The organism is Pseudoalteromonas fuliginea (genome assembly GCF_000690055.1).
Classification (GTDB): Bacteria; Pseudomonadota; Gammaproteobacteria; order Enterobacterales; family Alteromonadaceae; genus Pseudoalteromonas; species Pseudoalteromonas fuliginea.
In genome coordinates this window covers 1-15,065 of the sequence record NZ_JJNZ01000081.1, presented here as the reverse complement: position 1 = coordinate 15,065, position 15,065 = coordinate 1, and the positions used below count along the sequence as shown (strand labels likewise).

Below are 15,065 nucleotides of genomic sequence, written 5' to 3'. Positions count from 1 at the left end.
TAATAGCTCACTGTTTAAACTTTAAAACGATGCACTAAACGATTTAACTCATCGGTTAATTGTTCCATTTTTTTAGATACATCTTCAGTTGTTCGTGCAAGTGCAACACCTTCAACAGTTTGATCATTTAGTGATGATAAATTTTGACTTATTTCGTCGGCGACCGTAGTTTGCTCTTCTGTAGCCTGCGCTGTTTGCATTGCCATATCGTTCACTTTAGTTGACGAGCTTTGCATTGCATTAAGTACATCATTAGTTTGAGTAAATGACCCCACAGCATCATCAGCAAACTGCTTTCCTTCATCAATTGCTTTTATAGATTGCTCAACACTTGTCGCAAAGTGCTCAATCATTTGTTGGATGTCGTTAGTGCTGACCTGTGTACGTGTTGCAAGCGTTCTGACTTCATCAGCAACAACAGCAAACCCTCGGCCATATTCGCCAGCACGTGCTGCTTCAATTGCCGCGTTTAATGCTAATAGATTGGTTTGCTCCGCAATAGCACGAATAACCTCTAATACTTTGGCTATGTTATCTGAACTTTGTTGTAGTTCAGTTGAGCGCGCCATCGCCTGATCCATATTTTGTGAAAGAGAAACAATACGAGCGCTCGAATTAGCAACGGCAGTTAAACCTTGTTGCGCCAAATTTAAAGAGTTATCAGCCTCACTCGAAGATTGTTGAGCAACTCCTGCAACTTCTCTACTTGCTACACTCATTTCATGTACAGCACTGACTATAGACTCAGAAGCCTGACCTAAAGCTTGGTTTACACTGTTATTTTGATTCGCAACCTTACTTAGCTCTGCACCTAGCGTATTTAGTTCTTTTGATTGCTCTAAAATATCGCGAATGAGCTGCTGTAAATTATCTAAAAAGCCATTAAAACTAGTAGCAAGATCTGCAAACTCATCTTGAGATGTTACTTGTATACGCCCCGTTAAATCACCATCCCCCGATGCAATATCATTAATACGTTCTGTAACATAATTAATTTGTTGCGTTAACTGTTTAGGTATTATGTAGCTAAACCAAACGGCTATTAATAAAATAATTATAACGAAAACTAACATCATCAACTTAGTCGACTCTATTTTTTCGGATAATTTATTAATTTCTTGTTCGGAAGTTTTTTCAGCTAACTCTCCAGCGCGGTCAAGCCTTACTCTTAAATCAGCAAATGTCTGTTCCGATTCAAACTGCTTTGCCTCACTCTTATTAGCCATATGAGCGTTCGAGGCATTATGCCAAGCATTAAAAGTAGCATCAAAACTTCTAAATTCATTTTTAATTTCGGGGTAATCCGTGAGAAGATCCAAATACTGCTTTAATTTTTGTATTACTTGCGCTGCATTTTCTTTGTGTTCTGCCTTATATTTTTCAATATTATTAGTATGCGTAACAAGATTTAGCTCTGCGAGCTTAGCTTGATATAAGTCACGATCCGCATTTAATGCGAGTGAAGTTGCCTTAATAAATTTTTCAGATTGCACATCCAATGCATTTTTTTGTAGATTAATTAAATGGGTGTAGCCAATAATTAACGACAATACTGCAATTCCTAAGATCACTATAGGAAAAGAAACTTTAACGCGAATACTATGTAAATTCATTTATCACTCCTGACGGGATTACACATTATAACTAAGTTTAAAAAAGGCAACACATGCATTAAATTTATAGTTTCCATTGCATATTAAGCATCACTTGCTGTTGTGAAATAGACTGTTTAAAGCCAATTTCAGCTCTATTTTCAACTACACTTTTAAGAGTAGCCCCTTCAACACCTACTTGTAACTTTTCACTCAACTGATAACGCCATGTTGCTGTTAGACCTTCACCATGGCTGCCATTAGGGTCAAATACAGTGGTATCGTTATCCGTAACTTTAAAATAATCATAACGCAACGATACTCTGTGCTTACCTTCTTTATGACTCATCATTAAATAATGACTATAGTATGTATTGTCTATTAACGCATTATACCCCATTTCAGTTTTACCACTTAACACTTGCGCAATGAGGCGTGTTTTTTTATTTAACTTATAGAGCCATGCGGCGCTGGTAAACCGAGTATCCCACGCATATTGTCCTGAGCTAATATTAAGTTTGGTCGGATCGCCATTGTTATCATAATAATAAATTCGAAATTGTGATTGTTTTAAGTAATCCCAGTGCATACCCACATAATAACCAAAGCGACCATCCACCTCTTCAAACGGTAATACTTGGTTAGCTTGCCAACGTAATTGGGATTCATTTAATGCTGCTATAGGTGCAAACCTGACGCCTTCGTTAAATGTTGTTTGCCTGTCATGTAATGCAAAACCACGCCATGCGAGCAATGTACCTGCAGGGTCATTTCCTTTAAATGTAGCTCCTATGACACTAAAGCCATGTGCACTATTAAAACGCTTTGCAGGTCGTTTTACAGTAACCTCAACTCCGACAGTACGTAGCTCTTCACCAATCCAACTATTAATTGCTGAGTTTGTATAATTATATGGCGACGTCCAACCAATATCTGGGTTTTCTAAAGACATTAATGGATAAAAGCCACCTACACGTACATGCCATTTATAGTTACTGTTAGATAACGGTTGGTACTTTATGTAAGCTTGCGTTAAACCTAAAGCCACATCAGGGTCTTGATTGATATTAAGTACACCATGAGCCGACCAACTAGATGCTAAATCAACATTAAAATCTATAATACCTTGTGATAAAATAAGCTCATCGCTTTTAGCATCGTGCCGATACAATCCAATACCGCCCTCTTGAAAACTAAGCGTATCATCACCTTGCACTGCTCTAACTTGTATTAAGCCTTTTACCTGTGCACTTAGCGCACCACTAAAAAATACAATACAATACAGCAGTGTCAGCTTTAGTAAGTTATTAGTAATCATCGAATTCGTCCGTGGCAAAATCAATCTGTTCGGTTATAGTTTGCTTTATTTTATAAGTAAGTGGAGCCGAATTTACAATTACCGTCTCTGATTCAACATTACTAATATCACCAAATCCTGAATGCCATACATTGAGAGTGTATTCTCCTAAAGGTGCTGCTAAATCAACCTTTCCTGTTATATCGGTAATAGCAAAAATAGTGCTATCAACCACAACGATATAACCCAACATCCAATCATGAATATTACACCCAAGCTCTACAACACCGGTTTGCTCAAACACCAAGGGCGCTTTAGGTTGTTCTTTATATAGCTTTAATTCGAATGTTTTAGCCTTAGAAAACGAATACACATGATGCATAATAGAATCTGCATTTGGAAACTCCACTTTAGCGTTTTGCGGTACAACTAAAATGCGTGGTGTAAACTCTCTGTTTTTTTGACTCATTGCATAAGGCGCATCCGGTGCAATGATTACTTCTGAAGTGTTTTTTGCAGTTAGCCACACGACGGCATTCGCCATTGGTTCATCTTTTGTATTTTTAATTGTTATTTGAATTGCCGCTGCTTGCCAACTTAAAACCATTGATATTATAAAAATTAAATACTTAATCATTCGCTTACCATTCTTATTTTCAACTTATTTATATTATAGACCGGTTAGATTACTTATTTCTTTCTATTTTTTATAACATTGAATACGTATGTAGAAGTTCGTATTCCTTAATAACTGCCTTTATGCTGGTTAATTCATACTGGCATACCAAGGATCTCATAATGAGAACATCAACACTTTTACTTTTAGCTTTTTCGAGCAGTTGTTTTGCTCAAACAGCGACGTTGCAATCTCCTAATGGCAATATAAAAATAACTATATCAGACGAACTAAATACTCCAACATATTCTATTGATTTTAAAAACAGACCAGTAATAACAAGCTCCGCTCTAGGGTTTGAATTTAAACAACAAGCACCTTTTAGCGAAGGCTTCAAAATAGCAAAAACCCAAAAACAAACCGTTAATACTCAATGGCAGCTGCCTTGGGGTGAGCGCCAAACAGTGACTGATAAGCATAATGAAGTTGCCGTAACATTTAATAAATCACAGCCTCAAGGTGGTACTTTCACCGTAAAATTTAGAGCCTTTAATAATGGTATTGGCTTTAGGTACGAAGTGCCTGAACAAATAGGTTTCGAAAAAACAGAAATAACCAAAGAGCTTACCGAGTTTGCAATAGCCGACAGTAGCAATGCAACAGCATGGTGGATCCCTGCTCGTGGTTGGAACCGTTATGAGTATGTTTATAACACCACCCCGCTTAATGACGCAGCTTTAGTGCACACTCCATTTACCTTTAAAAATAAAGATGGCATACATTTAAGTATTCACGAAGCTGCACTTGTTGATTACGCCGCCATGGTGCTTAATCAGCGTCGCTCTGGTACATTTCAGGCAGATTTAACACCTTGGTCAGACGGTATTGCAGTTAAAAAACAAGGCGCATTCAATACCCCGTGGCGTACAATCCAAATGGGCGAACATGCTGTTGATTTAGTTAATTCGGATATTATTTTAAATTTAAACGAGCCAAATAAGCTCGACGATGTATCGTGGATTAAACCTGGTAAATACGTCGGTATTTGGTGGGGAATGCACATAGAAACACAAACGTGGGGGAGCGGCGAAAAACATGGAGCAACCACAAAAACAACTAAATACTATATGGATTTTGCAGCACAACACGGTTTTGATGGCGTATTAGTTGAAGGCTGGAATATTGGCTGGGATGGTGATTGGTATTTTAATGGCGATGTATTTAATTTTACAAAACCTTATGACGATTTTGATATTGCAACACTTGCACAATATGGCAAAGAGAAAGGCGTTCAGCTCATTGGTCATCACGAAACGTCAGGTAATGTGAGCAACTATCGTGATCAAATGGAAGACGCCTTTGCTCTTTACGAAAAATCAAACGTAAGCCAGGTAAAAACAGGTTACGTAGCTGATGGCGGGAATATTAAACGCATAGATGAAAACGGCATAGCTCGTCATGAATGGCACGACGGCCAGTTTATGGTTAACGAGTATCTTTACAACATAAAACTTGCCGCAAAGCATAAAATTAGTATAAATACCCACGAGCCGATTAAAGATACGGGTCTGCGCCGTACCTACCCCAATTGGATTGCGCGTGAAGGCGCACGTGGACAAGAGTTTAACGCATGGGGCTCCCCGCCTAATCCACCTGAACACATACCAATGCTTGCCTTTACCCGCATGCTTGCAGGCCCAATGGACTTTACACCTGGTATTTTTGATATGAGCTTTAATGGCTTAGGTGATGACACAAATCGCCCACAAACTACACTTGCCAAACAGCTGGCGCTTTATGTTGTTTTGTATAGCCCAATTCAAATGGCGGCCGACTTACCTAAAAATTACTTAGCGAAGCCCGACGCATTTCAATTTATCCAAGATGTTCCCACCGATTGGCAGCAAAGTATTGCCCTAGATGGCGAAGTAGGCGACTTTATTGTATTTGCCCGCAAAGAGCGTAAAAGTGGTAAATACTCAGGAAACGATTGGTACTTGGGTGCCGTTACCGATGAAAAAGCCCGTACGATTAAAGTAAAACTCGATTTTTTAGAGCAAGGCAAAAATTTTGAAGCACAAATTTATAAAGACGGTGAAAATGCCGAGTGGAAAAATAACCCATACGATTTAACTATCGAGAAACATATTGTAACTGCAAACGATAAGCTTACTTTAAAACTAGCAACAAGTGGTGGTACAGCAATTCGCTTTAAAGCACTTTAAATAACACAAAAAATATACCAAGTAACCTGGGCTATTGGCTTTTCAAGATTGAAATTCAACCCAGGTGCTATTTAATCGCGGTGCGAAACTTGTAACTTAAATGGCAGCGTGCACTTACTTGGTATTTATGAGGGATAACCATATACATTAGGCGCAGCCTTGCCTACAAACCAAACACACACTTTTTAAATAACCCTTTGTCAGCCTCACCTATTCTTTTTTAGATATGCTATTTGCTGTAATACTCTGTAATAGATTTCTTTAGCTGCATCATCTACCTTTATCAATAATTCCACATAAAAAATTAGTATGTGAATAACAATAATTCTAAGTTGTACCTAAAACGAATAAAAACATAAAAAGTGGTTACTCATACAGCTTAGGCATTTAATACCTATTTCTTGCAATCTCGATTGCCAATCTCACAGCATTCCGAATGCAATATTGAAAACAAATAACAACGGTAGTTTTATTCTTTTTTTCGTAAAAATCACGCAGCTGAAATTAATAAAAATACAATATTTGCTCAAAACCAATTTATATCTCAATAGCTTAAAAGGAATACTTACAATGGCTAAAAAAGAAAATCCAACAAAACCATCAGCTAACAACATACCTTGTTGGTCAGATAATGAAAGTGTTGAACAAGCCTGTAGACGCTTAACTGAGATGTTTGTTGGCCTCGGCCAAGTACCACGTATTGATAAAGGTCAACAACCTGCGCAACGTGCCGTTTTTAGAAAGCAACATGGCATCGCATACGGTAAGTTTAAAATTAATCCAGACATAGACCCGCAATTCAAAATTGGTATTTTTTCTAAAAGTGAATATGAATGCGCCATACGTTTTTCGAGTGATACCACTCCCTCCTCCCCCGATTTACACAGCACACTTGGTTTAGCAATGAAGTTGTTTGCGGTCAATGGAGATAAATTAATTGGTGAAAGCAATACCGCTGATTTTATTTTTCAAAATATGGATCGTTTTTTCACTAAAAATGCGCAACAGATGTGCCAATTTACAACAGCAGGTGTGATTGATAAAGATTATGATGCTTACCTAAATGACCCTAAAAATAGTGACGTTGCTAACATCCTAAACGACATGCAAAAAGTTGAATCGAGCTGCTTAAGTGCCAAATATTGGGCTATTTTGCCATTCAAGCTAGGTGATCAACAAATTGTTAAATATCGCTTAGTTCCCGAAGAGAGTGAAGTCGGCGCGCCATGCGTTGATAACAATTACCTTGCTTTAGATTTACAGCGACGATTACGAGAAGGAAGTGCCAAATTCCGATTTGAGGTACAACTACGTACAAATCCAGAAACAATGCCACTCGATGACGCTCAAGCAGTATGGAGCACTCAACAAAGTCCTTATGTGTGCATTGCTCGTCTACATCTAGCACAACAAAATATTACAGCAATTGGCCAAGCCGAACTTGGTAGTAACTTAGCATTTAATATTTGGCGTACTTTAGCCGCCCATGAACCACTTGGCAGTATCGCACTTGCACGAAAGTCAGCCTATGCAGCCAGTGCAAAAGCACGTCACACAGCTAACGGACAACAGCTACAAGAGCCAACTAAATTAACTAACTTCAATCCAGAACAAGCACAAGAAGCGGATTCTGAATGTATTGTTTATGCCGGAATCTACCCTCCTATTGGCGTAATGCGCGTTGGCAACAGCAAGGACGATTATTTTATTGGTCCGCAGCAACCTCAACCAGTTCCCAATAGTGACGAATATGCGTATCGCGATAAAAGCGGTGCACTTAAACGCCAAGCTGCAGAGTTTAGAATTTATGGTTTTAACGCTGCAGGTAAGGCTATAAAAGAGCTTACACTAGATAATGCAGATATCACATGGCACGCCCAACTCGCCAATCAAAAATCATCTTGGTACGAGTTTCAAATTGCTTTAGATATTCCTGAAGCCGCAGACGCTCCACCTTCGCTACTGCGTAATAATAATGTAGCAGACCGAGATAAACTTCATATTAATGGTGGTCAGCGCAAGCTAAGTGGTAAAAACGTAAATAGCAAAAACGAACATAACTTTATTGGTAAGTTTATGGACGAAGATGTCTACTTAGGCGAGATGCGCAGCGATAACCACGGTCGATTAATAATGTTAGGAGGACATGGTGTTGCCCGTAATTTAAAAGGCGATATTGCGGTAACTTTCGCCAACAACGAAGGTTGGTATGACGATATATCCGATGGCCCAATTACTGCCGAGGTTGTTCATAATGGTGTTGCATTAAGAGTTGAACCAGCTTGGGTCATTTGTGCGCCGCCTGATTATGCGCCTATGCAAAAATCAGTTCGTACTATGTGGGATTTAATGCGCGATGTTGCTGTTAATAGTAGCATGCTAGCACGGCCACAACGCCCATCATTCACAGAGGATATTCAACCTATATTTTCTAGGATGACCAATTTACAGTGGGTTAATAGCGGCTTTGCTGGTGCATTCGGCTGGGGTGGTCAATTTGATTATACGACCCCAGAATGGTTGGCAAAACTTAGTGACCCATCACCTGCATATCAAGAGCTCCGCCGGACTTTATCTAATAACTTTCGTCGAACTGATGTATCAGGTGCACAAGCACCTCAACTATGGCCTTGGTTATATGGTGACGCTATTAGCATCCCTCCAACAGGCTCAGTACGCCAGCATGCGACTTTGTCTAATTTACAATTGTCATTTTTAGACCAGTGGGTAAAAGGTGATTTCATTAATGATTACAAACCACAATCACGCTGCCCTGTGCCAACTCAGCCACCAACTATAGATGACTACCCTGTTGCCGAACAGCCTGAACAGCTAACGCGTGGTGCAATGGAGTTTTGCCTTGCTGATGCATTTCATCCAGGCTGTGAGATGACTTGGCCAATGCGAACGGCCGGAATGTATATGTCTCCATTTCGACTAAAACATGCATTACCTGATACACAAAGTGATCATTGTTATTATGGGCCTATTATGAATCATGATATTTATACTTTAGCAAAAGGCCCTTTGTTTGGTGGCCAAGTAGCAGGAGGGATCACACGTTGGATGGCTATTCCATGGCAAACTGACACGGCCAGTTGTCGCGATGGTTATAGCTCTGAGTATGACCCATTTTTACCCACATTTTGGCCAGCTCGTGTTCCCAATCAAATAATGAATCAACGACGCTATCAACAGGTTCTTGATACATCATTATCTGATAGTACCCGCCAGCAAGCGTTTGCATATAGAACAGATTGGCTTGATGACTTGCCCCTACATGGTAACCCTGCAACCTATACCAACCAAATAAATAGTATGGTTGAGCACTTTGCAGAACTTGCTATTGTACAAACACATACTGGTGCTATTAACGACGAACAATTCCCCAACACTATGCAGGTAGGCATGCTACCTCATAATAAAGCAGGCGAAGGTTTAGTTAACTTAGCCAGTAAAGCAATACAACATAGTAACGTTACTCTCTCTGTAGATTTGACTCATAATCGAAGCAAAGTAGATTTAGGCGTGACCGAAAAAGCCAACCGTTTTCATCGCATCAAAGGACGTTGAAATCGCTATGCCAATGATTAAAAATGAGGACGCAAAAAACAGTGTTGTGATCATTGGTGCTGGCGTGGCTGGATGTATTGCCGCGCTTGCTTTGTGCGATTCTTATAAGGTGACGCTTATCGATAAATCAGCATCTCCTGAAGAACGTATTGGAGAGTGCTTAGCACCCGCAGCAAGACGAATTTTAAAACAACTCAACTTACTAACTGAATTTGAAAGCCGATTAGAAACGGATATTGCACTTCCTCATCATTTGCCTAATGCCGGAATGCAAATAAGTTGGGGTCAAGAAGCCCTGCACATTGCAGATAACCTCAATAACCCTGATGGTTTCGGCTGGCGACTAGACCGAAAAAGGTTTGAGTTGTTTTTACGTGAAAAAGCCCAACAGCGAGGCGTAGAATGCATTTGGCCCGCTAAATTAATTAACAGTCAATACAAAGAAAACTCTTGGCATATTACACTTATAAATTCAGACTTAAATGAAGATCAGGAAGTAACCATAGTATGTCCATTCGTTATTGATGCAACTGGTCGCCAAGCACATTTTGCCAAAAAGTATACCGATCGCCAGCAAAGTGATCGCCTCATATCATGTTGGGCAACTTTAGATGACAATAGCGAAAATAAACTGGGCAATATTCACTCAACTAATAATGGTTGGTGGTACAGTGCTCCACTTCCAAACCAGCGGCGTGTTTTAGCCTTCCAAACTGATTCAGACCTAATGCCTAAGGGGCTGCATCGCGATCCAGCATACTTTATTAAGTATGCTCAACAACACTCATCACTCGCAAAATTACTAAACGACAATCAAAAAACGCTAAATTTACAGGGCATTGTAAGTGCTAACTCAACACGTTTGAACAACTTTTCAGGTCAACAATGGGCCGCATTAGGTGATGCAGCTATAAGCTTTGATCCCTTGTCATCACAAGGAATTTTTAACGCAATGGCAAATGCGATGCAACTCGCATTACTGCTTAAAAAATCAAATATACTAAACATTATCGACAATGATATACAACAGCACTTTAATAAAACTTACCAACAGCAAATAGAGCAAATATGGCGTCATTATTTACACCATCAACATTTCTTTTATAACCAAGAACAGCGCTGGTCTAAAATGCCTTTTTGGCAACGCAGACATCAATATAAAGCATAACCATGATTATTTTTTACGCTAGAGTGTTGATCTTTCATGACTAAAGCTACTTTAGCTAGGGGTGATTATCCTAAGATGGCCTCGACTACCGTAATTAAATTTGATTTTTTTGTTAAAAATTTATCTTTCACTGCTCGGTTACTTGCATTTCATCCGTAAAAAACAAATTAGAACGCTTAAAATTAAATTCGTCGCATGAAAATAGCTGCATGGTGCAGTTGTGATTTATTACTGAACAGTTTTACTGAGTAGCTTACGTTTTATGCCAGTAACTTTTCGCAATTACTGATATTCGCCCGCCGCTTTCTGTTTAAGTTTTTACAGTAATTTGCTTGTGAACTTGGCCTGCCTACTGCACCACGAAATACGCGCGTAAATTGCGTGGTGAGTTTTAACCAGTTTTCGGGGGATATATTCACTCTTTCGAGCAAGGGAAGGTTCATATTATCAATATGCCCGCGTTTGTCTTCTCGCATTATTCGCCCTGTTAGCTCAACAAGTTCTAGGTACGATTTAAGCTCAAACGGGAGCCCTTTTGGCATTGTTTGACGTGGCATGCCTGCAAAGCGAAGGAGCTGTTTTGGTTGTTTGCCTTCTTTTGCATATGTTAGACGTTGTTGGACACTGGTATGGTCTGATTCCTCTAGGGTGTTAGCCATTTTCGCTCTAATTGGGTTTAAATCTACATAGGCCATGCAGGCCGCAAGGGCTGCTTCATCTAATAATGCTTGAGACGTAAAGCGCCCCTCCCAAAAGCGGCCTGTGCAGTTATCTTCTTTATTTGCTCTGCGCGCAATGTCTTCATTTAATAACCGCATAAACCAACTGATACTTGATAAGCGCTCTCGGTATTGTTTAACCGTTTGATTGAAAAAGATGAGTTCAACTTTACTTAGCTTTTCACCTTGTACATATTTTTGCGTTAGCAATGTGCCTTTACAGAGTTTATGCCAGCGAATAATAATCGCTTTATCATTTAACCTATTCGCTTTTTCCCGAATTCATTATGCAAGTGCACCACTGACCATAACCCACCAATAAATATGACATTCTGAAGTATTTGCTAATGTAGTAAGTGCGACCAAACTCATTATCGAGGGAATTCAGAATGTCTTATGAACATCTTAACAGTTTCGAACGAAAAGCTATCTACTATCGATTCAACAGTGGCGAAAGCTGCCGATCCATTGGTAAACTATTAAATCGACACCATACAACTATCATGCGTGAAGTTAAGCGAAATAAGCCACCCTACTATGATTATTTCGATGAGGCAGCGCACGAAAAAGCGATGGAAAGAAGGAAGGTCTCCAGGCATGCAAGAAAAAGAAACAATAAGGCACTGTACGAGCTTGTGCTGAGTAAGATAGCAATGGGATGGTCTCCAGATGCTATAGCAGGTCGGCTTAAGAAGGATAACCCGTCAGATGAATTAATGCATGTCAGCCATGAAACAATCTATCAATGGGTGATTAAGGATTTTAAAGCAGGTGGAGAGCTATACAAAGACTTAGCTAAGAGGCATAAAAAAGACGTAAACAACGTAAATATGGCGATTTACGTGGGCAAATTAAGAATAGAGTAAGTATTAGCGAACGACCAAAAATAGTCGAAGACAGAAGCCGAATAGGTGACTGGGAAGGTGATTTAATTGAAGGCAAAAAGGGCTCTGGTTTTTTTGTAACCCATGTTGACCGTAGCTCTCGATATTTAATCGCGCAAAAAATAGAGACTAAGCAAGCTGAGTCATTCAATACGGCTACAGTAGAAATGTTTAAAGAGATTCCAGAGCATAAACAGTTAACTCTGACCTTGGATAATGGAAAAGAATTTTCGAAATTTAAAGCTTTGGAAGAAGAACTAGATTTTATTATTTACTTTGCTGATCCTTATTGTTCGTGGCAACGAGGAACAAATGAACATACAAACGGTCTGATCAGGCGTTATTTCCCAAAGAAAACTGATTTTTCAACTATAACTAATGAACAACTCCAAGAGGTTGTAATGAAAATTAATACTCGCCCAAGGAAAATACTAAATTATCAGACAGCTGAAGAAGTCTTTATTAATTAGTGATTTAAGGTTTGGTGCACTTGGAACCTGAATTCGGGTTTTGGTTTATTTTTGAGCGTTTGTTAAATTAATTCAATAGATGGGTGTCCACAATTTATGTTACTTCAGCATTGATTGTACTTGTTGCTGTTGGCTAGTTTTAGGAGCAACGAAGTTAATATCAGGTAATAAAGAAGCCTGAACGATGGCTAAGGCATCATTTTTATCTGTTTTTTGATTTTGTCTAACGACTTTAACTAATCTAGGTGAGATTAAGCGTGCATTATGACCATAAGAACTTGCTAATTAAGACCAATAATTAGCCCCAGCACATGACTCAAACACTACTTTTGAAGGGATTGATGTTGATAGATAAGCACTAAATTGTTCCGGTGTCATTTCTGTATTAGATTGCACCTTGTTGTTTGTATAAACACAAACTTGAATAACTTTTACTGCTAAATCAACACCAATAATACTCTTCATATTACAAGACTCCCTAAAGTTTAAAGACATGCCATTGTCAGCTTAGCTGAGTAGTATGGGGAGTCCAATTATCTTGTTAAATGGAATTTTTTAGACACCTAACTCCATATGATTAATTATTTTTTCTAAATGTGTGTTGGAAAAGTCAGATAAGCACTTAAGCTTAATATAAGATAATTCATATTTTTCATCTGTAAACTCAAGTTCAGGTGGAACTACAACAGTTTTCATCTTTGCTTGATTCGCAGAAAGGATGCCCGAAACACTATCTTCAAATGCAATGCATTTTGAGGGTTCAACATTCAATTTTTTAGCCGTAGATAAATATACGGCTGGATCAGGTTTTCCTTTTATTTCATGTTCCGAAGAAGAAGTAGCATGAAAGTAATGAGAAATATTAAGTTTTTTTAAAACAATAGGAATTAGTTTTGAAGGAGCATTAGTTGATAAACCGATTTTAAAATTCTTTTCTTGAAAAAAGTCTAAAACTTTATGTACTCCTTCCAAAGCAACACCCTCATCAATAATTAATTCTGCTACACGATCAATAACTTCATTTTCGACTTCATCTAAGCTTTTACCTAACCAAGGAAAATGCTTATACCAAAACTCCGTTACTTCACGAGTAGTCATCCAAACAGTTTGAGATGAAAGTTCATTAGTTACTTTTACGCCTAAAGATGAAAAAATTTCCTTTTCCGCTTTTTTCCACATCGGCTCCGAATCGATTAACGTTCCATCCATATCAAAAATTGCAGCTTGTATCATACAGATTCCATTTAACGCCAGCCTAAACAGCAGATTGCTGGTGCAAATTTTGCGCCTTTTGTTTATTGCAAAAAATGCGACAGTAAAAGCTGTCGGATTTTAGGCTCTTGTTAGGCATTTTTGTAGTTGAACCATATTTTAAAATATAGCAAAGCAAGAGTAGCTTCCGTAATAACAGCCAGTGAAATACCTATACCAGCAAAACCACGTAGGTATTCTGCACTACCAAGAAAAGCCAATGCAAACATAGAAACTGAAAGACTTAAACATATAGCCTGCCTAGACTCTGAATGCTCAGCATTTCGGCCGAACCAGCTAAATACCGATATTCCGAGAAATAACATTGCAGCCCTTCTACCAATGAAGAAAGCGGAACTATTTTCATCAATATTAAACAACATAAATAATACTTCGGGAATAAGTATAAAAATCACACACAAAGTAAGTGCGATAACGGCTGTAATTATGCTTACTATTTTAAATTTAATCATGCTTACCCCTGAATGCCTAACACTTTAGTACTTATGCGACACGCAGTTTGTGTTGCATAATCGCTTGTTGGACTGAGGCGCTACCTGCTCGGTGTGTCAGAGTTGGTGTTGTTTATGCTATGGGAATTTGCTTTTTAGAGGCTCTAGCTAAATCAGCTAATTTAATAAGCTTACCTATTATAATTTAAGCTTTCCCTGCATTGCTCAGCGTTTATTATCTATTCATTAAACCGAATGCTTAACCGTTAAGCAAGGATATTTTTCTAACTACTCGAATAATTACAAATCAAGTAGCTATAAAAAGTAAGGTCACTATTTAATCTTCGTAATACCAATCTGCTTAATTAAGTAAGCTATTTTGAGGTAAGAAAACAGTGTCGATAATAAGGCAAAAATTCGTTATTTAGTTGTTCTATATAAGAAATATTTAACACAGTTAGCGTCAGGTTTAAGCTCTCAAATTGCTCAAATATTATTACGAATTGGTATTAATGTATTAATGATGTAACAGCTAAAAAGCTGAATACAATACCCCAATAAAAACGATTAATGCCTGACCGTACATAGCACATGTATTTTGAAAAACTAAACTAGACAGCCACTTCATAACTAAACGACATAACTAAACGACATAACAAAAACTAAACGACATAACAAAAACTAAACGACATAACAAAAACTAAACTAGACAGCCACAACAAACTAAACTAGACAGCCACTTCAATTGAACAAACAAAACGTTGCTATTAAATTTGATTTTTTTGTTAAAAATTTATCTTTCACTGCTCGGTTACTTG

Annotated in this window: 8 protein-coding genes and 3 pseudogenes; 4 read left to right on the top strand and 7 right to left on the bottom strand. The window is 38.4% G+C overall.

The genetic code is table 11. The features are described 5' to 3' along the window. Positions 1 to 14: 14 nt before the first annotated feature. The 3 genes from DC53_RS02275 to DC53_RS02285 all read right to left on the bottom strand — a co-directional run bounded on the left by DC53_RS02275 (position 15) and on the right by DC53_RS02285 (position 3,526). Positions 15 to 1,613 carry a methyl-accepting chemotaxis protein gene (locus tag DC53_RS02275; RefSeq protein WP_033031793.1) on the bottom strand — a complete coding sequence of 533 codons (1,599 nt, stop codon included), beginning with the start codon at positions 1,611 to 1,613 and terminating at the stop codon, positions 15 to 17. A 64-nt stretch (positions 1,614 to 1,677) separates the two neighbouring features. Beyond that, entirely contained in the window at positions 1,678 to 2,910 is a 1,233-nt protein-coding gene (locus tag DC53_RS02280) for a hypothetical protein (protein WP_033031791.1), read from the bottom strand. Further along, a complete protein-coding gene (locus DC53_RS02285; protein ID WP_033031784.1) occupies positions 2,900 to 3,526 on the bottom strand; it encodes a methylamine utilization protein in 627 nt (208 codons plus the stop codon). The genes DC53_RS02280 and DC53_RS02285 overlap by 11 nt, the downstream gene beginning before the upstream one ends. 161 nt (positions 3,527 to 3,687) lie before the next feature. On the opposite strand from DC53_RS02285, the gene DC53_RS02290 reads away from it, so the two are divergent. The 3 genes from DC53_RS02290 to DC53_RS02300 all read left to right on the top strand — a co-directional run bounded on the left by DC53_RS02290 (position 3,688) and on the right by DC53_RS02300 (position 10,471). Then, the gene (locus DC53_RS02290) at positions 3,688 to 5,730 is read left to right on the top strand and encodes a glycoside hydrolase family 97 protein (protein WP_033031782.1); all 2,043 of its coding nucleotides are present in this window, start codon (positions 3,688 to 3,690) and stop codon (positions 5,728 to 5,730) included. A 570-nt stretch (positions 5,731 to 6,300) separates the two neighbouring features. Continuing rightward, positions 6,301 to 9,303 carry a LodA/GoxA family CTQ-dependent oxidase gene (locus DC53_RS02295; RefSeq protein WP_033031780.1) on the top strand — a complete coding sequence of 1,001 codons (3,003 nt, stop codon included), beginning with the start codon at positions 6,301 to 6,303 and terminating at the stop codon, positions 9,301 to 9,303. Between the two features lie 7 nt (positions 9,304 to 9,310). Next, on the top strand, positions 9,311 to 10,471 hold the full coding sequence (locus DC53_RS02300) for a tryptophan 7-halogenase (protein ID WP_033031778.1): 1,161 nt from the start codon (positions 9,311 to 9,313) through the stop codon (positions 10,469 to 10,471). A 260-nt stretch (positions 10,472 to 10,731) separates the two neighbouring features. Here DC53_RS02300 and DC53_RS02305 read toward each other — a convergent pair. After that, positions 10,732 to 11,466, bottom strand: a pseudogene (locus DC53_RS02305) (transposase); the annotation flags it as partial. A 113-nt stretch (positions 11,467 to 11,579) separates the two neighbouring features. Between DC53_RS02305 and DC53_RS22985 the strand changes: the two are divergent. Continuing rightward, positions 11,580 to 12,544, top strand: a pseudogene (locus DC53_RS22985) (IS30 family transposase). Between the two features lie 102 nt (positions 12,545 to 12,646). Here DC53_RS22985 and DC53_RS22630 read toward each other — a convergent pair. From DC53_RS22630 to DC53_RS02315, 3 genes and pseudogenes are all read right to left on the bottom strand, one after another. Next, positions 12,647 to 13,009, bottom strand: a pseudogene (locus DC53_RS22630) (IS110 family transposase); the annotation flags it as partial. Between the two features lie 90 nt (positions 13,010 to 13,099). After that, complete coding sequence (gene hxpB / locus DC53_RS02310) at positions 13,100 to 13,777, bottom strand: hexitol phosphatase HxpB (RefSeq protein WP_033031776.1); 678 nt, start codon at positions 13,775 to 13,777, stop codon at positions 13,100 to 13,102. A 110-nt stretch (positions 13,778 to 13,887) separates the two neighbouring features. After that, entirely contained in the window at positions 13,888 to 14,268 is a 381-nt protein-coding gene (locus DC53_RS02315) for a hypothetical protein (RefSeq protein ID WP_033031774.1), read from the bottom strand. Between the last annotated feature and the right edge of the window lie 797 nt (positions 14,269 to 15,065).

Excerpts from the sequence above, each read along its gene's own strand:
- DC53_RS02300 (WP_033031778.1), top strand. The coding sequence starts at position 9,311 with ATGCCAATGATTAAAAATGAGGACGCAAAAAACAGTGTTGTGATCATT.
- DC53_RS02280 (WP_033031791.1), bottom strand. The coding sequence starts at position 2,910 with ATGATTACTAATAACTTACTAAAGCTGACACTGCTGTATTGTATTGTA.
- hxpB (WP_033031776.1), bottom strand. The coding sequence starts at position 13,777 with ATGATACAAGCTGCAATTTTTGATATGGATGGAACGTTAATCGATTCG.
- DC53_RS02295 (WP_033031780.1), top strand. The coding sequence starts at position 6,301 with ATGGCTAAAAAAGAAAATCCAACAAAACCATCAGCTAACAACATACCT.
- DC53_RS02285 (WP_033031784.1), bottom strand. The coding sequence starts at position 3,526 with ATGATTAAGTATTTAATTTTTATAATATCAATGGTTTTAAGTTGGCAA.
- DC53_RS02315 (WP_033031774.1), bottom strand. The coding sequence starts at position 14,268 with ATGATTAAATTTAAAATAGTAAGCATAATTACAGCCGTTATCGCACTT.
- DC53_RS02275 (WP_033031793.1), bottom strand. The coding sequence starts at position 1,613 with ATGAATTTACATAGTATTCGCGTTAAAGTTTCTTTTCCTATAGTGATC.
- DC53_RS02290 (WP_033031782.1), top strand. The coding sequence starts at position 3,688 with ATGAGAACATCAACACTTTTACTTTTAGCTTTTTCGAGCAGTTGTTTT.